We start from the raw sequence: 18589 nt of genomic DNA, 5'->3' as shown, positions 1-18589 counted from the left end.
ATTTTTCATCTAAACAAATCACAAAACACATTCTTATTCGAGCCATTCTGGCTTAGTCGTCACTACTTCTGCTTGCAGCTGATTCAATAGATTATAAAGACCGAAGTAGGTTCTATTGATATATAAGCCATGCCTTGAACCTCTCGCCTGACGGGATTTTTTAAACATTTTATCATTGGAAATCCGATCTCCTAATTGGAAGATCTGCTCAAAGAAGCTATCATCTGCAAAATCAAAACGATCTACGTGGAATGGTTTTCCTAAAAGAGAAATCATTTCCTTAAACACTCCCTTGAAATAAGCTTGTTCTTCAGCCGTATCTTTATCAGAGATAAACTCCAAGGTGTAGAAAATCTGATTTAGCTCTTCCTCTTTGATGAGAAGATCTCTCTTAATCAAAGAGAAATAACCATGATAAAAATCCTCTGGAATTACTTTCACACATCCAAAATCAATAATCCCCAAAACATCCTGTTCCTGTATGATAAAATTACCTGGATGCGGATCGGCATGAACTTGCTTTAGATTGTGTACCTGATGATGGTAAAAATCCCAAAGTGCCTGGCCTACCTGATTTCTCGACTTTTGGCTGGGATTAGTATCCATCCACTCCTTAATGTGAAGACCCTGGATCCAATCCATCGTAATGATCCTGTCAGAGCTCAACTCATCGTAATACTTCGGAAAATTAAGATTAGGTATGTGTGCGCAGGCTTCTGAAATCTCTCTAGACCTTTCCACTTCGAGCACGTAGTCTGTCTCCTCTACCAATCGCTCCTCCACTTCCTCCATGTAATGATCGAGTTCTTTTTCGTTCATATTAAGGAGTCTTAAAGCAAAAGGTCTCACCAATTTTAAATCAGAACTTACAGAATCTGCTACACCTGGATATTGAATCTTTACGGCGTAAAGCTGATCCCCTTTGGTTGCCTGATGTACCTGACCGATAGAGGCTGCATTTACAGCAGATCGCGTGAAAGTTTCGAATAACTGCTCCGGAGTTTTGCTAAAATACTTTTGAAAAGTCTTCACTACCAAAGGATAAGACAAGGGGGGCGCGGAATATTGCGCCATAGTAAACTTATCTTGATAAGCTCTAGGGAGTAAGTTTTTATCCATAGACATCATCTGCGCTACTTTTAGAGCAGATCCCTTGAGCTGACTCAAGGAGTTATAGATGTCTGTTGCATTATTTTGATGAAGTGATTCTTTGTCCAAAGAGGGATTCACCATTTTTTTTGCATAATGCTTCACATAATTCCCTCCTACCTTGGCTCCGGTAGAAAAAAACTTGGCTGCCCGCTGCACTTTCGAAACCGGTATGGCTTCTTGCTCTTTCACCTGATTTGCCATGATTTATTTGTTTTGATAGAGGAATTTTGCGAAGTCAATGAAGCTGTCTAGGGCGCTTTTACCCATCAAGTCAAATGCTAAATTGACTGATTTCTCAATGGCTGCATCTGTTTTTTCAAATCTCGGTGAAGTATCCTCCAACCAATATTTGAATACAAACCAAACTTGTATCCATAACGCCTCATCGTAACGATCTGAAATTACAGGGCGATTGGCTATTTCTTGTGTCTCTTTACCCTCTAGGATTATTTCTGAGGCAAAATCTTTGAATTTCTCTTTGAAAGCTTTGATCTCTTGAGGCAAAGCACCCATTGATTTTGGTTTATCACCATAAACACTTAATAAATAGGAGCGATTTTTCTTCAACTCTTCGATCCAAGTGAACAAAAATCCTAGAAATTTTTCTCTGGCCGAATATTCTCGATAGACGTCTTGAGCTTCAATTTGAGTGACTGATTCCTCAAATATCTGCACCCAAATAGCTGATTTGATGGCATCAAAAGACGTATAGTAGGTATAAAAGTCACCTTCTTTCATCTTAAGATCTTTGGCAAATTTGAAGATAGATTTAGGCACTGTGCCATGCTCTAAGACATGATTGACAAAGCCATCTAAAATTAGCTTTCGATAATCCTTTTTCGTCGTTTTTTTAGTGGTTGTAGTTTCCATTTCGCTGGTTTAAATACAAGATGATAACCCCGAAAAGTGACTTTGGGTTTAAACCAAACGCATAAAAAAACCGAACCTCTCAGTTCGGTTGTATTTAATTTGACTATTGTCAATCCCTAACTTGCTCAATAACAAGGTTATGATTGGTATAAATGCAGACATCAGCAGCGATATTAAGGCTTTCTCTGACCATTTCTTCTGCAGAAAGCTGTGGGGCAAACTTCTTCATCGCCCGAGCTGCAGACTGGGCAAACATGCTTCCAGATCCTATCGTAGCAATCTCCAAATCAGGCTCAATGACATCTCCTGTACCTGATATGATCAAAATATCCTCTTTATCCGCTACGATCATCATCGCTTCCAATTTACTAAGCATACGGTCTGTTCTCCACTCTTTGGCTAATTCCACCGCGGCACGCTTCATATTATTTCCAAAGGCGCCTAGCTTTTCCTCAAACTTTTCTAAAAGTGTAAAGGCATCTGCAGTAGAACCTGCAAAACCGGTCACAATTTTCCCTCCCTGCAAAAGTCGTAGTTTTTTGACACTACTTTTTGCTATCGTATTTCCAAGAGTAGCCTGTCCATCGGCACCAATGACCGTCTGACCGTTGTGACGAATAGCTACCACGGTGGTTGATTTTATTTTTTCCATATCTCTTTATTTCTATTTGGAATTTGAAACTGCTGAATTCGCCTATTTCCGCCGATTGATCAAAATTCTAAATCAGCTGAGCAAAGCAACTCAATTTCAATAACTATACTAAAAGCAAAAAGTCCTGAAATCAGGACTTTTTGACAGTTATTTTAAATAAGTATCCTCACCGGGTCTTCAAGCAGACCTTTGAGCGTCAGCAAAAATGCTGAACCTACTGCACCATCCACTACTCTGTGGTCGCAGGACAAAGTTACTTTCATGACATTACCTACCTTCATTTCTCCATCTTTGACAATGACGGTCTCCTTGATTCCACCAACAGCAAGAATACATGCATCAGGAGGATTGATGATCGCGGTAAACTCATCTATTCCAAACATGCCCAAATTGGAAATAGTGAAGGTGTTTCCTTCCCAGTCCTTAGGCTGCAATTCTTTGTTTTTGGCTTTCCCTCCCAAGCTTTTAGCTTCATTGGAGATTTGAGAAAGAGACTTGCTGTCCGCAAAACGGATAACAGGGACCAAAAGGCCTTCCTCCACTGCTACTGCCATTCCGATATGAATGTGATCGTTGTAGCGGATCTTATCTCCTAACCAACTCGAATTAACTTTTGGATGCTGTCTCAATGCTGCCGCAGAAGCTTTAATCACCATGTCGTTGAAAGAAATCTTAACAGGTGAGATTTCATTCATGCTCTTTCTGGCCTCGATAGCCTTGTCCATATTAATCTCCATGGTTAGGTAGAAGTGCGGAGCAGTGTATTTGCTCTCAGCCAATCTCTTGGCAATTACCTTTCTCATTTGAGATACTTTTTCCTCCGTAAAGCTTTCTTGGCCTACAGAAGGCATGACAGCAGAGGCGGAAGCTGAAGCTGCAGGAGCTGCTGTAGGCACGAAGTTTTCGACATCTCTTTTGATGATTCTTCCACCTTCACCTGAACCGGATACTTGACGGATGTCGATTCCTTTTTCTTCTGCTATTTTTTTGGCCAAAGGAGAAGCCTTTACACGCTCGCCATCCGTAGTGACAGGTGCAGGGGAACTGATAGTTTCTGATTTTGTACTTTCAGAAGACTTTTCTTCCTTCTTTTCGGAGGATTCTTTTGATTCGGCTTTTGGGCTTTCTTCCTCCTCGCTTTCAGCTTCTTGCTTATGTGCCTTTAGCAAAGTCTCAAAGTCAGCGCCTTTTTCTCCGATGATTGCAATGACACCATCCACAGGCACACTATCACCCTCTTCCACTCCGATGTAAAGCAATACTCCATCTTCGTAGGACTCGAGCTCCATCGTCGCTTTATCAGTTTCCACTTCAGCGATGATTTCTCCTGATTTGACCTCATCACCTGTTTTCTTGAGCCATGCTGCGATGGTACCTTCTTGCATGGTATCTGACATCTTGGGCATAGTGACCAAAGTGGCATTGATGGAGGAAGTGTCTATTTTTTCCGCTTTTTCCTTCTTTGCTTCAGGCTCAGCAGATTTTTCTTCTTTATCTTCCTTTTTGTTGTCTTCTTGTTTTTTCTCAGAAGCATCTCCTCCATCTTCTTTGAGCAGGTGCTCGTATTCTTCACCTTTCTCTCCGATTACGGCGATGATTCCGTTAACAGGCACAGCGTCTTTTTCTTCGACACCGATATATAAAAGGACACCTTCGTCATAGGACTCTAGCTCCATGGTTGCTTTGTCAGTCTCGACTTCTGCCAGGATATCTCCCGGCTTGACATTGTCTCCGACTTTTTTCAACCATGCAGCGATCACCCCTTCTTCCATGGTGTCACTCATTTTAGGCATTCTGATTACTTCGGCCATAGGTTATTGCGCGATTATTCTTGTTTAAAGTGTCCAAAAATAGTTTTTATAAAGTCTTTATTCAAATTTAAAACTAGTAATTTCCCAAGCCTGTTGAGACAGCAAAGATTTGACAGATATCATGCCTCTACAAACTACGAGTACCTACCAGAGACCTAAGTGGCTGTTTAATGGACACTTAGAGACTATTTATCCTGCTTTATTTAGAAAGGTGGAGCTAAGACAACCCCAAAAAGAGCGAATAGTTACCCGAGACGGAGATTTTCTGGAACTGGATTGGTACCGGCAAAAAAATGACAGATTGGTCATCATCAGTCACGGTTTGGAAGGAAATAGCAGTAGACCCTACATGCTGGGAATGGCTAAAATTTTCTTGCAAAATCAATACGATGTATTGACTTGGAACTACCGTGGCTGTGGAGAAGAACTCAATCAGCAACCCATTTTCTACCATTCAGGAGCCACCTATGACCTCGACGAGGTCGTCAAAAGGGCAGAGACTGAGTACGAATATATTTATTTGGTGGGATTTAGTCTGGGCGGAAACTTGACTTTGAAATACATGGGCGAGAAGGAAAATGAAATTTCTGCAATTAAAAAAGCGGTCGCAATATCTGTTCCGCTGGATCTATCAGCCAGTAGCAAAAAAATCTCATCCCGAGAAAATAAATTATATAGTGAGCGGTTTTTGAAAACCCTGAGAGAAAAAGTTATCCTCAAAGCACAGAAATATCCTGAGGACATCCCTGTGCATCTCCTGAGGAATATTAAAACATTGGGGGATTTTGATGATTACTTTACAGGACCTCTGCATGGGTTCAAAGATTCTGAGGACTATTATCAGCAAAACTCCTCCCTTTACTTCTTAGATAAAATCCAAAAGCCCACCTTTATATTAAATGCTCAAAATGATCCCTTTCTGAGTACCGAGTGCTTTCCCACTAAACTGGGCAGGCAACTATCCAAGGTCTATTTTGAATTTCCCAAACATGGCGGACATGTGGGTTTTAGTGCTGCTAAAAGTGGAAAACCTTACTATTCCGAACAGCGGGCATTTGAATTTATAAACCTTGATCTCTAACTTCCAGCAAATTATCTAACAACCTATGTGCGGACGATATTCCCTGAGCAAAAGTAAAATTGAATTGGAGGAGCGATTTCAAGCAGAAATGCTACCCGATTTTAATCCAAGGTACAACATAGCCCCTACCCAATTGGTCCCGGTGATCACCAGCCAAAGTCCCAAAGGTTTTTCATTTTTTTACTGGGGAATCACGCCTGACTTTGGCAAAAACAAACCCGTCGCTCAGAAACTAATCAATGCCAAAGCAGAAACCGTCCACGAAAAAGTATCTTTCAAAAATGCCTTTAAACAGCGTCGATGCCTGGTCCCAGCTGATGGTTTTTATGAATGGAAACGATTGGGTAAAAAAACAAAAATCCCCTATCGATTTACCCTTCGAGATGAGGAGCTTTTTTCCTTTGCAGGAATATGGGAAGAATATGAAAATGTAAATGGGGAAATCCAACATACCTTTCTGATCTTAACTACGAGTCCCAATGAGGTAGTCGGTGAAATCCACGATCGAATGCCTGTCATCCTGCCTAGAGATGCCGAAAAAAAATGGCTGGACAGCTACAGCGAAGTGGCCGAGTTAATTCCTTTGCTGCAGCCTTACGATCCGGAGCAGATGGCGAGTTTCACAGTATCTCCCTTGGTCAACTCTGTCCAAAATGACTCTGCTGCATTAATCAAGAAGACCTCACCTATCGATCAACACGGGAATTATACTCTTTTCGGTTGAGTTGAACTATACATCTGAGAATTTTGTAGAAAAAGCAAAGGCTTCCGATATTGGGAAGCTTTTTCTTTTTAAACCCAAATAAAACCAAATGAAAAAATCCAGAATTCTAGGTGTAGGCCATTATGTCCCCGAGCGAGTAGTGACCAATGATGAGCTATCCCAAATAATGAACACCAATAATGAATGGATTGTAGAGCGAACAGGAATTCACACTAGGCATTGGTTTACGCCTGGAGTGGACACGGTCACCTCAATGTCCAAAAAGGCCACAGAAATGGCTATGAAAAGAGCCGGTGTAGAAGCTCAAGAAATTGATTTTATTGTATTTGCTACCATCACCCCTGATTATTTTATCCCCGGTAATGGCGTGCTTCTGCAACGCGAATTGGGGTTCGGTGAAATCGGTGCTTTAGACTTGAGAAATGCTTGCTCAGGCTTCATCTATGGACTTTCTGTTGCTGACCAATTTATCAAAACAGGGATGTACAAAAAAATCCTTGTCGTAGGAGCCGAGATCCAATCCTCAGCATTGGACAAAAGCGATGAAGGCAGATCAAGTTCGGTGATTTTTGCTGACGGAGCAGGGGCAGTTGTTTTAGGCGCGGTAGAGCAAGATCAACCTGGGATTCTATCCACCCACCTACATTCTCAAGGGCAATATGCAGAGGAACTTTACTGCAAGGATCCCGGAAGTAGTAGAGAAGTGCGGGTCTCACAGGAATTGCTGGATTCAGGAAGCTTTTTTCTCAAAATGAATGGTAATGCGGTATTCAAACACGCAGTAGTTCGATTTATGGAAGTCATTCAGGAGGCATTGGATCACAATGGGCTCAAGCATTCGGATATAGACTTACTTGTTCCTCATCAAGCCAACCTTCGCATCAGTCAATATATACAGCAGAAACTTAGTCTGCCTGACGAAAAAGTTTTTAATAATATCATGCATATGGGTAATACCACAGCCGGTACTATTCCTATCGCGCTCAGCGAAGCATGGGAACAAGGCAAAATCAAAGAAGGTGATTTAATCTGTTTGGCAGCTTTTGGTTCTGGCTTTACCTGGGCTTCAGCACTTCTCCAATGGTAATATGGAAGTAGGCGCCCATCGATTAGACTTGGAATTATGGCAGAATCAGGAACTTATCCGAAGACAAAACAGGCTTAAATACCAGTTTTGGGATCTTTTGGGAAAAGTAGGAGATCAATTTAGCCAAGAAGACCTTCTACAAATTCATCCACAATCCAAAGGAAAAAAACTTTCGCAAGGAAATGACCTGATGGGGCTTCCCTATCAGGTTTTGGATATTTACAGAGATTTTGATTACGTAAAAGGCCTAAATATTCGTCTGCTAAATTGGTACGGACAAGGAGTTTTTATTTTGGTATTGCTGGGCAAGGATAAATTCTTGCAAAAAGACCTAGCTTCTTTGAGCTTCAAAAAATGTTTTTGGGAAAGTCCATTTGAATACGAGAAGCTTCTAGAAGAAGCACATAGCACCAACCAAATGTCAGCTACATCGTTCATTCAATGGTATAAAAGACTTCCTGTGAAAGAATATTCAGACCAATGCGAAGAATACTGGACCGAGGAAATAAAAAAAGTAATCGCAAGGCTAGCCTCCTCTCTGGGAATCCCGGAGAATTGAGTTATTTTTAAACAGGAATTGTATTCTTTCGTACACTATTTTCGATTATCCAAAATTTAAACATCCTTCATTCTTCTCAGGAAGATTTGAGGCAAATGTAACTCTATGAGATATTTCCTTATCCTACTTACCTTTCTATCCTCCTCACTTTTTGCTCAAGAATCAGTGGTGGTCAAGCAATATAATCAGGACTCTACTTTGATGACCACTGGGGTGACTATTGACGGGGTGAGGCAGGGACTTTGGAAAGTGTATAACCCAAAGACCAATAAATTAATTACTGAAGGCACCTTTAAAAACGGTCTTCGAGACGGAAAATGGACAAGTTTTTATGCGGATGGAAAGAAACAAGCGGAAGTAGAATACCGAAACGGAAAATTATTTGGCAAGGCGGAAACCTATGATGCCGATGGTGAATTAAAACGTGAGGTGATATTTCAGGACAGTGTTTTAGTAGGGAAATACATCGAGTACTATGGAAAAACGGGTCAACCTTCCTATGTGGAACCCGATCAAGTGTACATCGAAGGACAATACGAAAATGGTAAAAAAGAGGGACAATGGATTACCTATCACTTTTTTGGAGAAGTTTACATAAGAGAATTTTACAGCAACAATCTCAAAGATGGTCCTTATCTAGAATACGACATAGACGGTCAGTTGATGACTGAAGCCTTCTACAAATTGGGAGAACTAGAGGGGGACTTCAAGCGCTATGCTTTTACTAATGTGGTCGAAGAAGGTAAATATCAAAATGGGAAAAAAGTAGGTGTTTGGAAAAGGTATTATCCGGGAACAAAAACTTTGGAGTCAGAAGAGTACTTCAACAATGATGGAAAGCAAAACGGAACTTGGAAATACTACTATGAAAACAAGAGACTTGCCCGCTTGGAAAAATACGAAAACGGTATTGCGGTGGGTACTTGGGAAGAATATTTCCCCAATAAGTCAGTAGCAAAAAGGAAAACTTATGAGCTTGGGGTACCGGTTGGGGATTATGTAGAATACCACAGCAATGGCAACATCTCAGTCGAAGGTCAATACGAGTCCGGGATGAAAACAGGACTTTGGAAAAGCTTTGATCCGGAAGGTACTTTGTTTTCCTTGGGAGAGTATCGTAATGATCTTAAAACCGGACTTTGGAAGTATTTCAACAAGATTGGAATACTGATCGCAGAGGGAGAATACATGCTAGGAATGGAAGATGGGCAATGGGTCTATTACTACGATGGAGGCCAACTGAAATCAGTCGGCTCCTATGAATTGGGATTTGAAGATGGAATATGGGGTTTGTTCTACGACAACAAGCAGCTTACCCAAGAAGAGTTTTGGGAAAACGGAAGACTGATGAATGTATCAGAGTACAAAACTTACGATGGAAGTAAAACTCTGGAAAAAGGCACTCTTAAAGACGGTAATGGTACTAGAATAACCTATTATATCAATGGAAAGAAAGAGTCCGAAGGAAATTATAAAGAGGGAAAAGCGGATGGAATTTGGATATTTTTTCATGAAAATGGTAGAAAAGCTTCCGAAGGTAACATGACCGATGGAAAGAAAAATGGACCTTGGAGATACTATAACCCGGCGGGTAGACTGGAAGATCTTATTAATTATAAAGACGATGAGATCGTTGAAGAAAATGTTTCTACCGTTTTTCGATTTTAAACTTTATCTCAATGATTGAGTTCATTGAATAAAAGACAATCATGTTTGGACTATTCAAAAAGAAATCAGAAAAAGAAAAACTTCAAGAGCAATACACCAAAATGCTTTCTGAGGTTCATAAGCTATCTCAATCCAACAGAACTGCAGCAGATAAATTAGCAGCAGAAGCTGAAGAATTAGCTAAAAAGATAGAGAAAATGGGTTCTTAATTTTGACAATTACAAGCCTCCGAGTGGGAATTCCCCATATTTTTATTTATTAAATGTTGGAGAATCAAAGCCAATTCAAATTTAAGTAAATGTCCCGAGTTGTTTTGGCTCTTTCCAAATAAAATTAAGAGATTAAAACCAAGTCAATCTGTCCCCAGATTAGTCTTGATAAAAATCAATTTCACACTCAAATATTTGCTTTTCAGCTAATTAGTATTAATTTAACTGTCCTTTCCAACGATTCTGTAGTATTTTCTGAAATAGAAAATTCAAATTTTAAGGGTGATTGAGCTACAGAAAAGTTTGAAGTTTTTAGGCCCGGTGTTCCGGGCCTTTTAGTATCCATTTCACTTTCTCGAATAATCATCTTGGACACGCACGATATCCTCTTCGTCCGAAGGATTATTTGGATCAGTATGCATCCAAATCTCTGCTACTATTCCCCAAGTATTAAGCCCAACCAAACGATGTCGCTCTCCTTGATCTAAGGAAACAAGCTTTTCCTTTTGCATAGGCAGCAACTCCCCTTCCTCATCTGAAGGACTTCTGACAATCCCCGCCTCTCCATGGATCAGTTTCCAGAGCTCAGCCCTACGGTGATGGTATTGCCAAGATAATCGGGCATGAGGCGATACTACGAGAATCTTAGGACTTAATTTTTTAAGAAACTGCTCCGCTGTCAAGTTTACCTCATCAAAATAGAGAGATTTGAATTTTCTGATCTGATTTTCATCGACAACAAAAAAACCACCCCAAGGACGAGTAAAATCCTTCTTCACTAGCTTCAAGCCTATACCTAGAAGATAAGACTCGATTTTACTTTCCACTTGATCTTTTGAAAGTTCAGCAGAAATAGAATTTAAATTCATGATTTATAGAGAGTTATCAATTTCTAATTAATTAATGTAAGCAAAATGCCAAAATCAAATCTTTTTACCAAAACCAAGCTCGAAAACAAATAAATTAAATTAAAGGAGCTAAATCTTATCTTGTTTATCAATTTTTTTTAAAAAGTATTTTTTGAAACCTAAAAAATACCGTATTTCAGGCATATCTTAATGCCATGAACCTAATAAACCCAAACGCCGTCATTGATAAAATGGACGGGGTAGTCGAAATCAAAAGTTATATCAACAAGATAAAGATCATAAAGAATCTTTATTTGAAAGGGGCCAATACAGCTAGCGAAATCTGTAATGAAGTCGGTATTTCCCTTCCGACGGTCAATTCCCTACTAAATGACCTCATGAGCTCAGGAGAAGTCATCAAGCAAGGAAGAGCCGAATCTCAAGGAGGAAGAAAGCCTGACCTCTATCGACTAGCTGAAGACGCCTTCTATGTGCTTTCCGTTGACCTTTCCAAATTTAACATGAATCTGGCCATTTACTCTTGCAATCACAGTCAGGCTACTCCAAAAAAAGGATATAAAATCACGCTGAACAATGAAAAGGAGACTTTTGACAGAATTTGTGATTTGATCGAGCATTACCTTAAGGATTCCGGTATTCCAGGCGAAAAGATCATCGCCATGGGGATTTCCATGCCCGGTTTGGTTGATTCAGTAGGAGGAGTGAATTATACCTACTTTAGATTTGGTAAAAAGACGCTGCTCGAAAACTTTGAAGCAAGGTTTCAAAAGAAGATATTCTTGGAAAATGATGCCCGTGCGATGACACTGGCAGAGTTCAAATTTGGATCTCAGCACAATCACAAAAATGTCCTCGGTGTCTTCGTGGGATGGGGAATTGGTCTCGGCATCATTATCGACGGCAAGATCTATCAAGGAGCATCAGGATTTGCGGGGGAGTTTTCGCATTCCCCTATTTTTGAATCCAGGGATGTCACCTGCGCCTGCGGCAAAAAAGGTTGCCTAGAAGCTGTGGCTTCTGGTACCGCTATAGTAAAAATGGCAGAATCAGCAATTTTACTGGATACAGACAGCATACTTGCCAGAATGGTGAGGGATCATCAGGGCGAACTCGAACCTGGTATTGTCGTAGAAGCTGCCCTCGCGGGAGATCAACGGGCCATCACTATCTTGTCGGAAGCAGGTTTGGATTTGGGAAGAGGGATTTCTATTTTAATACAGTTATTAAACCCCGAACTCATTATTATCGGAGGATCGGTAGCAGAAGCCAACCAATACCTAATTACTCCGATCCAACAGGCCCTCAATATTTACAGCATGGCGAAATCGAGGGAAAAGTCCACTTTAGCACTCTACAAATTAGGCGAGGATGTGGGCCTTATGGGAGGTATGGCTGTAGTCAATGAGCAGCTATTTGATGACGTAATCAGTAGACTGGGCTAAAATCCATTTCAATGTTTGTATTCCGTGAAAATCAGCAAAATAAAAGCAAATCCTTCTTGCTGATTGGATTCTTGTTGCTTTTACCCATTAATTTATCCTACTCACAAACACAAACAGCCTACGAAGCTAACTTTGTTCGGGTAAAAGCTAAAAAAGCAGGGCTTACTTTCAAAAATCAACTTACCGAAGACAGCGAAAACAACATCCTTCGCTACGAATACTTTTACAATGGAGGAGGTGTGTCCATCGGAGACCTCGATAATGATGGACTTGATGATATTTTTCTGACTGGAAATATGACGCCCAATCATGTCTATAAAAATTTGGGTAATCTGAAATTTGAAAACCGAACCAAATCCTCGGGGATGCAAGGTAAAGATACTTGGACCACAGGGGTCAGTATGGCTGATGTCAATGGAGATGGGCTGCTCGACATTTACGTTTGCTATTCTGGCAAAGGGCCGGTAGAGAACCGAAAAAACGAATTATGGATAAATGAAGGGAATTTTACCTTTACAGAACAGGCAGAAAAGTATGGCATAGCCGATGCATCCAATAGTACTCAAGGCCTATTTTTCGACTATGATCAAGATGGGGATTTGGACCTTTTTCTCCTCAATCATCACATACAAGTCATCAACGAACTCGAATTTGACGAGGCCAAGTCGATTCGACATCCTTTTGCCGGGGACAAATTGTATCGTAATGACAACGGCCAATTTGTAGATATCAGTGCTGAGGCCGGTATCAAAGGATCTGCCTTGGGCTTCGGATTGGCCGTAATTGCAAGTGATATCAATCAAGACGGCTGGCTCGATATATTGGTTACCAATGACTACATAGAGCCTGATTACGTCTACATCAATCAGCAAGACGGTACTTTTTCGGATCAAATGGAAGACTATTTTGAGCATATTTCCCATTTTTCTATGGGTGCTGACATTGCGGATATCAATAATGACGGCCTAGTCGATGTATTCACCTTAGACATGCTTCCTGAGGACAATAAAAGACAAAAGCTACTCTACGGCCCAGAAAACTACGAACAATATGCCCTGATGATACGCAAAGGATTTTATCATCAAAACATGAGAAATATGCTCCATCTCAATCATGGCGATGGAAACTTCTCAGAAATCGGCCAACTCTCCGGCATTTCCAATACAGATTGGTCTTGGTCAGCCCTATTTTTTGATGCTACCAACAGCGGAGACAAAGATCTTTTTGTGACCAACGGGTATTACAGAGATTATACCAATAGGGATTTTCTCAAATACAAGGGAGATTATTACTTCAAACAAGCAGTAGCCAAACAAAAGGCAGACACCCTGCATTTGGTGACCTCCATGAGCTCCACTCCTATTCCTAATTATTTCTTTGAAAATCAAGGCAATCTAAAGTTCAAAGACCGAAGCGAAACCTGGGGATTTGATCAAGAGGGATTTTCCAGCGGGGCAGCCTATTCCGATTTGGATAATGATGGAGACTTGGATCTAGTTGTCAATCACTTGAATGATTTTGTGGGGGTCTATGAAAATCAGGGAGAAAAAGGAAATTGGATACAAATCAAGCTTTCTGGAAAAGGGAAAAATCCTTGGGCCGTAGGTAGTCAGGTTAAAGTATTCAGCGAGGGAAAAGTGCAGCTTCAAGAGCTTCAAGCAGTAAGAGGTTTTCAGTCTTCCAGCTCCTACACCTTGCATTTTGGACTGGGAACCTCAACTCAAGTTGATTCGATTCAAGTACTTTGGCCTGATCAACGTTTAACTTCACACAAAAATCTAAAAATCAATAACTCTATAGAACTATCATACAGTGGTGAATTAGCCGAGAATAAAGCAAATGCTCAGCATGAAGCCTTATTCAAAAAGGTAAAAAGTACTCCAACAATCTCCTCCAAAGAAAGTGGTTTTAATGATTTCAAAAGGCAGCCTCTGATGATTACCATGCCCTCTGCGATTGCTCCAACTTTGGCACAGGGAGATCTCAATCAAGACGGTATACCTGAGATTTTTATAGGAGGAACTAAGGGCCAAGCCCCGCAGCTGTTTTCTTTTGACGGGACGGCTTGGACACCCTATCCTGGCTTTTTCAGTTCGGACGAATTTACCGATGCGGTAGCTATTTTTGAAGACTTTAACGGAGATGGTTTCTTAGACCTCTTTATAGGCAGTGGGGGCTATCACGATTACCTACGATCTGATGAATCCCTGCAGGATAGACTTTACTTGAATGATGGAAAAGGAAAACTTAATCGCTTCAGAGAATTCCCTAGCTACACCATCAGTACAGGCACAGCGGTCAGTCTTGATATCAATGGGGATGGTGCGATGGACCTTTTTGTGGGAGGCAGAATTATTCCCGGAAGATACCCCCAAATTCCTGAGAGCAAAATCCTGATCAATGATGGTAAGGGAATGTTTTCCGATGAATCAAAGCGCTACTTGCCCAACGATGGAAAGTTAGGAATGATCACTGCTGCCCTGAGTCAAGACCTGAATGATGATGGCTATGCAGACTTACTTTTAGCAGGTGAATTCATGAGCTTAATGGCATTGGTCAATCAAAGCGGAACGAGCTTTAAAGATCAAAGTCACTTGTATTTTAAAGATTCACTTACTGGATGGTGGTCTTCGATGACTCAGGCTGACCTAGATGGAGATGGAGATTTAGATTTGATAGTTGGGAATTTTGGTGAAAACAGCCAATTCAAAGTCAGCCCACCCCACCCCATCCGACTTTATGCCAAAGATTTTGACCAAAACGGATCAATTGACCCAATTTTAGAATGTTTTATCGAGGACGATTTTTACCCTTTTGCTAGTCGTGACGAGCTTTTGGATCAGATGGTCAGCATGAGAAGCAAATTTACTGATTACGAATCCTACTCCGAAGCAAAAATCACCGATCTCTTCGCTCCCGAAGATCTTGAAAGTGCTCAACTTTTAGAGGCCAATACCTTAAGTTCCTATTTCTTTGAAAATACATCGAATGGTTTTGTGGCACATACGCTCCCGCCTTTAGCTCAATCCTTCCCTATTTATGCCAGTCACATTATCGAAAACCTAGGTAAAGGTCAGCCTGCAATTTTGCTAGGTGGAAATAATCGCCGTAGTAGAATCCGCATCGGAAACATGGATGCAGGACTGGGCCTCATGATGATAGCGGGGGAAAATAATAACTTTAAGCCTTTAAGCCCCTCTGATTCAGGGATGAAAATAAAAGGAGACATTAAATCCTTTTTGGAAATCAGCATTGGAGAAAATAAATTTATCTTAGTGGGGGTCCACGGCCAAGAAATAGAATTGTACCAATATGTGGAAAAATAAATTTGTATATATCTTAATATTTCTCCTTTTGTGCGGTCCTTTTTTGAAAGGAATAGCCGAGCAAAAAAACAGCCCTAACTGGCCAAAAATCTATACTGATCAACTTTTTTTCCTGACTGAAGTGATGGTGACAGATGTCGCCAGTCCACCGGTGGCAGCACGGGTTTATGCCTATGCAGCATGGAGTACTTACCTTTTATCCAAAAGCGAGGGTGCCGAGTTTCAGTTTCCTGATATTCCATTCAAAACCTCGATTTCAAGCCAAAACCAAGAGCTTAAATCGCCAGAATTTGCCGCTATCTATGTCATGCTTTTGGTGGGAGAAAAACTCATGCCATCTGGTTATCTTCTACAGGAAAAGCAAAAAAACTGGATAAGCCAGGCACTTAAATCAAAATGGGTCAAAAAATCAGAACTATCCACCCACCTACAAAAAGCAGAACTAATCGCCAGCCAAGTGATCGATCTGGCAAGAAATGACGGCTATTTTGAACTGACGGCTTTGACCCGCTATACACCAGATGAAAGCCCAGAAAGCTGGTACCCCACTCCTCCCGCCTACATCGCAGCAGTCGAACCCGAATGGCGCACCATGAAGCCTTTTTTTATCGAAGATTTGAATGACTTCGAGCCCCTTCCCATGGCAAAGTATGACCTTACAGAAGGTAGTTCCTTTCATCAACAACTTTTAGAAGTCTACGAAACGGGAAAAAAACTTACAGAAAATCAAAAGTTAATTGCCAATTTCTGGGACTGCAATCCCTTTATGGTGACTTATTCGGGCCATATGGCAATCGGTGTAAAAAAGATTTCTCCTGGAGGACATTGGATGGGAATCACAGGAATCGCCGCTCAAAAAGCAGGCTTGAGCTTTGCTGAAACGGCCTATATCCATGCTTTAGTAGGGATGACACTCCATGATGCCTTTATTTCCTGCTGGAAGGCCAAATACGAGACCAATCGCGTACGACCAGAAACCGTAATCAACCGCTCAATAGATCAGCGATGGAAGCCGCTGCTTCAAACTCCCCCTTTCCCCGAGTACACCTCAGGACATTCAGTGATTTCACAGGCATCAGCTGTAATCCTCACAGGATATTTCGGGGATAATTTTGATTTTATCGATAGCTCAGAGGTCTATTTTGGTCTTCCAGAAAGAGCATTCAATTCCTTCCTTGAAGCTTCCTCCGAAGCTGCAATTTCTCGCCTTTATGGAGGTATTCATTTTAGAGATGCCATCGAATCAGGAGTAATGCAAGGAGATAAAATCGGCAAAATGATTTTGGAAAAAACACAAATCAGTACAAATGCCATTTCCTATAAGCTAGACTAATCGTATGAAAAATGCACTTTTCTATGTCCTATTTTCCTCACTTCTACTTGCTTGTGAAAACAAGGGGAAAGAAGCTGAGATCAAATCTCCTAATATCATTATCGTCTTTGCCGATGACATGGGCTATGGAGACCTGGGAGTGTATGGCGCCAAGCAATGGAAAACACCTCACCTCGATCAATTGGCAGAAGATGGAGTGAGATTTACTCAGTTCTATGTACCTCATGCGGTATGTACTGCCTCAAGAGCTGCATTACTGACTGGGACCTACGCCAACCGGTTGGAGCTCTATGGTGCTGTGGACCACACTGCCAAGCATGGACTGAATCCTGAAGAAACTACCATCGCCGAACTCGCAAAATCAAAAGGTTATGCCACAGGGATGGTCGGAAAATGGCACCTTGGCCATCTTAACCCTTTTCTCCCCACCAAGCAGGGTTTTGACAGTTACTTTGGACTTCCCTACTCCAATGACATGTGGCCTCATCATCCTGAGGCGAAGGACTATTACCCGCCCTTACCGCTCTTGGAAGGGGAGGAAACCATAGCTATCCTTGACGAACAGCATCAATTGACCACACAATACACAGAGAAAGCCTTAGATTTTATTGATCAAAACCATGAGAAACCCTTTTTTCTCTACTTGGCACACTCCATGCCTCATGTACCGCTTTTCGTCTCAGAAAAATTTGAGGGAAAAAGTGAGCAGGGCCTCTATGGCGATGTAATGATGGAGATCGATTGGTCCATGGGTGAAATTCGTAAAAAACTAAAAGAGCTGAACCTTGAAGAAAATACGCTGATTATTTTCACCTCCGATAATGGACCTTGGCTTTCTTACGGAGGACATGCGGGTCTGACCGGAGGCTTGAGAGAAGGAAAAGGAACTTCGTGGGAGGGCGGTATACGGGTACCAGCCATCATGGCTTGGCCCGGAAAAATTCCAGCAGGAAAAATTCAGGATCAGGCAGCCATGACAATAGATATTTTACCCACACTGGCAAGCATAATCGATACACCTCTGCCATCCCTGCCAATAGACGGGAGAGATATTTGGCCGATGATCATGGGAGAAGAGCAGGAAGATTACCCCTATTTTGCCTATTATAATCAAAACGAACTTCAAGCTGTTATTTTCGGCAGTTGGAAATTAGTTTTCCCTCACCGATACAGAACCCTTCCTGCAGAAGCGGAACTGCGAAATGATGGAATCCCCGTCAAATACGATCATGTTAACTTGGAAGTCCCTCAGCTTTTTGATTTGGAAAATGATCCCTATGAACAAAAAAATGTAGCGGATGAATATCCTGAAATAATGAAAAATCTGGAAGCCTTCGCAGAGGAAGCCAGAAAGGACATGGGAGATGCACTGACCAACAGCACTGGCACAGGAAACAGAAAAGCAGGGAGAATCACCAATACAAACTGATAAATTCCTTTATCATTCGTCTAATTTCCATTTAAGTAGAAATGAAAAAGAGGCTGTCTCAAAAATAGATAGTTTAAAGGCTAGTCGATTTCTCGGCTAGCCTTTCCTGTTTAACTCAAATGTTGTAATTTGAGGTGTGCAAAAACAAGACTTAAATGTAGGCTTTAAAGACTACAATCCCAACCAGCTAATGTTTCTTCCACCAAGTTTGGAAGAACTTATTCCGTTAAACCATCCCGGACGAACCGTCAACCAGATTATTGACCAGATTGATCTTAGTTCTGTTTATAATCGGTTCTCTGAAAATGGGGCTAGTAGTTACCATCCCAAACTGTTGTTGAAAGTTCTGGTATACGGCTATCTGGAAAACTGCTATT

The 18589-nt window shown here is 41.2% G+C and carries 16 protein-coding genes; 11 read left to right on the top strand and 5 right to left on the bottom strand.

Translation table 11 applies throughout. The features are described 5' to 3' along the window. Positions 1–33: 33 nt before the first annotated feature. The 4 genes from BLQ57_RS12935 to BLQ57_RS12920 form a co-directional block, all read right to left on the bottom strand. Positions 34–1353 carry an ABC1 kinase family protein gene (locus tag BLQ57_RS12935; protein WP_087939928.1) on the bottom strand — a complete coding sequence of 440 codons (1320 nt, stop codon included), beginning with the start codon at positions 1351–1353 and terminating at the stop codon, positions 34–36. A gap of 3 nt (positions 1354–1356) precedes the next feature. Further along, complete coding sequence (locus BLQ57_RS12930; RefSeq protein ID WP_087939927.1) at positions 1357–2022, bottom strand: TetR family transcriptional regulator C-terminal domain-containing protein; 666 nt, start codon at positions 2020–2022, stop codon at positions 1357–1359. Between the two features lie 109 nt (positions 2023–2131). Continuing rightward, entirely contained in the window at positions 2132–2674 is a 543-nt protein-coding gene (hslV, locus tag BLQ57_RS12925; RefSeq protein ID WP_087939926.1) for an ATP-dependent protease subunit HslV, read from the bottom strand. Positions 2675–2826: 152 nt separating this feature from the next. Beyond that, positions 2827–4485 (bottom strand): pyruvate dehydrogenase complex dihydrolipoamide acetyltransferase, encoded by a 1659-nt coding sequence (locus tag BLQ57_RS12920; protein ID WP_087939925.1) that lies wholly within the window; start codon positions 4483–4485, stop codon positions 2827–2829. Positions 4486–4606: 121 nt separating this feature from the next. Here BLQ57_RS12920 and BLQ57_RS12915 point away from each other — a divergent pair, with 121 nt between their 5' ends. From BLQ57_RS12915 to BLQ57_RS20920, 6 genes are all read left to right on the top strand, one after another. Continuing rightward, positions 4607–5566 (top strand): YheT family hydrolase, encoded by a 960-nt coding sequence (locus BLQ57_RS12915; RefSeq protein WP_087939924.1) that lies wholly within the window; start codon positions 4607–4609, stop codon positions 5564–5566. A 25-nt stretch (positions 5567–5591) separates the two neighbouring features. Beyond that, complete coding sequence (locus tag BLQ57_RS12910) at positions 5592–6290, top strand: SOS response-associated peptidase (RefSeq protein ID WP_087939923.1); 699 nt, start codon at positions 5592–5594, stop codon at positions 6288–6290. Between the two features lie 88 nt (positions 6291–6378). Continuing rightward, positions 6379–7377 carry a 3-oxoacyl-ACP synthase III family protein gene (locus tag BLQ57_RS12905; protein ID WP_087939922.1) on the top strand — a complete coding sequence of 333 codons (999 nt, stop codon included), beginning with the start codon at positions 6379–6381 and terminating at the stop codon, positions 7375–7377. Position 7378: 1 nt separating this feature from the next. Further along, the gene (locus BLQ57_RS12900; RefSeq protein WP_087939921.1) at positions 7379–7936 is read left to right on the top strand and encodes a hypothetical protein; all 558 of its coding nucleotides are present in this window, start codon (positions 7379–7381) and stop codon (positions 7934–7936) included. A gap of 105 nt (positions 7937–8041) precedes the next feature. After that, entirely contained in the window at positions 8042–9604 is a 1563-nt protein-coding gene (locus tag BLQ57_RS12895; RefSeq protein WP_087939920.1) for a toxin-antitoxin system YwqK family antitoxin, read from the top strand. Positions 9605–9645: 41 nt separating this feature from the next. Continuing rightward, entirely contained in the window at positions 9646–9813 is a 168-nt protein-coding gene (locus tag BLQ57_RS20920; protein WP_139162730.1) for a Lacal_2735 family protein, read from the top strand. 347 nt (positions 9814–10160) lie between these two features. On the opposite strand, the gene BLQ57_RS12890 is transcribed toward BLQ57_RS20920, so the two are convergent. Further along, positions 10161–10682 (bottom strand): cupin domain-containing protein, encoded by a 522-nt coding sequence (locus tag BLQ57_RS12890; protein ID WP_087939919.1) that lies wholly within the window; start codon positions 10680–10682, stop codon positions 10161–10163. Positions 10683–10876: 194 nt separating this feature from the next. Here BLQ57_RS12890 and BLQ57_RS12885 point away from each other — a divergent pair, with 194 nt between their 5' ends. From BLQ57_RS12885 to BLQ57_RS21330, 5 genes are all read left to right on the top strand, one after another. Next, on the top strand, positions 10877–12124 hold the full coding sequence (locus BLQ57_RS12885; protein ID WP_087939918.1) for an ROK family transcriptional regulator: 1248 nt from the start codon (positions 10877–10879) through the stop codon (positions 12122–12124). Between the two features lie 11 nt (positions 12125–12135). Then, positions 12136–15450, top strand: a complete 3315-nt coding sequence (locus BLQ57_RS12880) for a VCBS repeat-containing protein (RefSeq protein ID WP_087939917.1) — start codon at positions 12136–12138, stop codon at positions 15448–15450. Continuing rightward, entirely contained in the window at positions 15437–16783 is a 1347-nt protein-coding gene (locus tag BLQ57_RS12875; protein WP_087939916.1) for a vanadium-dependent haloperoxidase, read from the top strand. Before BLQ57_RS12880 ends, BLQ57_RS12875 begins: the two co-directional genes overlap by 14 nt. Before the next feature lie 4 nt (positions 16784–16787). Next, positions 16788–18212: a sulfatase family protein gene (locus tag BLQ57_RS12870; RefSeq protein ID WP_087939915.1), complete on the top strand. Its 1425-nt coding sequence runs from the start codon at positions 16788–16790 to the stop codon at positions 18210–18212. A 136-nt stretch (positions 18213–18348) separates the two neighbouring features. After that, positions 18349–18589: transposase (locus BLQ57_RS21330; protein WP_394331268.1), on the top strand; the 241-nt coding region annotated here is incomplete at its 3' end.

Source organism: Algoriphagus faecimaris (assembly GCF_900101705.1).
GTDB lineage: Bacteria > Bacteroidota > Bacteroidia > Cytophagales > Cyclobacteriaceae > Algoriphagus > Algoriphagus faecimaris.
Note: the sequence above shows the minus strand (reverse complement) of the source record. Positions and strands in the feature narration are given on the sequence as shown.

Bases quoted from the DNA above. Each gene is read 5' to 3' on its own strand.
- BLQ57_RS12935 (WP_087939928.1), bottom strand. From the start codon at position 1,353: ATGGCAAATCAGGTGAAAGAGCAAGAAGCCATACCGGTTTCGAAAGTG.
- BLQ57_RS12930 (WP_087939927.1), bottom strand. From the start codon at position 2,022: ATGGAAACTACAACCACTAAAAAAACGACGAAAAAGGATTATCGAAAG.
- hslV (WP_087939926.1), bottom strand. From the start codon at position 2,674: ATGGAAAAAATAAAATCAACCACCGTGGTAGCTATTCGTCACAACGGT.
- BLQ57_RS12920 (WP_087939925.1), bottom strand. From the start codon at position 4,485: ATGGCCGAAGTAATCAGAATGCCTAAAATGAGTGACACCATGGAAGAA.
- BLQ57_RS12915 (WP_087939924.1), top strand. From the start codon at position 4,607: ATGCCTCTACAAACTACGAGTACCTACCAGAGACCTAAGTGGCTGTTT.
- BLQ57_RS12910 (WP_087939923.1), top strand. From the start codon at position 5,592: ATGTGCGGACGATATTCCCTGAGCAAAAGTAAAATTGAATTGGAGGAG.
- BLQ57_RS12905 (WP_087939922.1), top strand. From the start codon at position 6,379: ATGAAAAAATCCAGAATTCTAGGTGTAGGCCATTATGTCCCCGAGCGA.
- BLQ57_RS12900 (WP_087939921.1), top strand. From the start codon at position 7,379: ATGGAAGTAGGCGCCCATCGATTAGACTTGGAATTATGGCAGAATCAG.
- BLQ57_RS12895 (WP_087939920.1), top strand. From the start codon at position 8,042: ATGAGATATTTCCTTATCCTACTTACCTTTCTATCCTCCTCACTTTTT.
- BLQ57_RS20920 (WP_139162730.1), top strand. From the start codon at position 9,646: ATGTTTGGACTATTCAAAAAGAAATCAGAAAAAGAAAAACTTCAAGAG.
- BLQ57_RS12890 (WP_087939919.1), bottom strand. From the start codon at position 10,682: ATGAATTTAAATTCTATTTCTGCTGAACTTTCAAAAGATCAAGTGGAA.
- BLQ57_RS12885 (WP_087939918.1), top strand. From the start codon at position 10,877: ATGAACCTAATAAACCCAAACGCCGTCATTGATAAAATGGACGGGGTA.
- BLQ57_RS12880 (WP_087939917.1), top strand. From the start codon at position 12,136: ATGTTTGTATTCCGTGAAAATCAGCAAAATAAAAGCAAATCCTTCTTG.
- BLQ57_RS12875 (WP_087939916.1), top strand. From the start codon at position 15,437: ATGTGGAAAAATAAATTTGTATATATCTTAATATTTCTCCTTTTGTGC.
- BLQ57_RS12870 (WP_087939915.1), top strand. From the start codon at position 16,788: ATGAAAAATGCACTTTTCTATGTCCTATTTTCCTCACTTCTACTTGCT.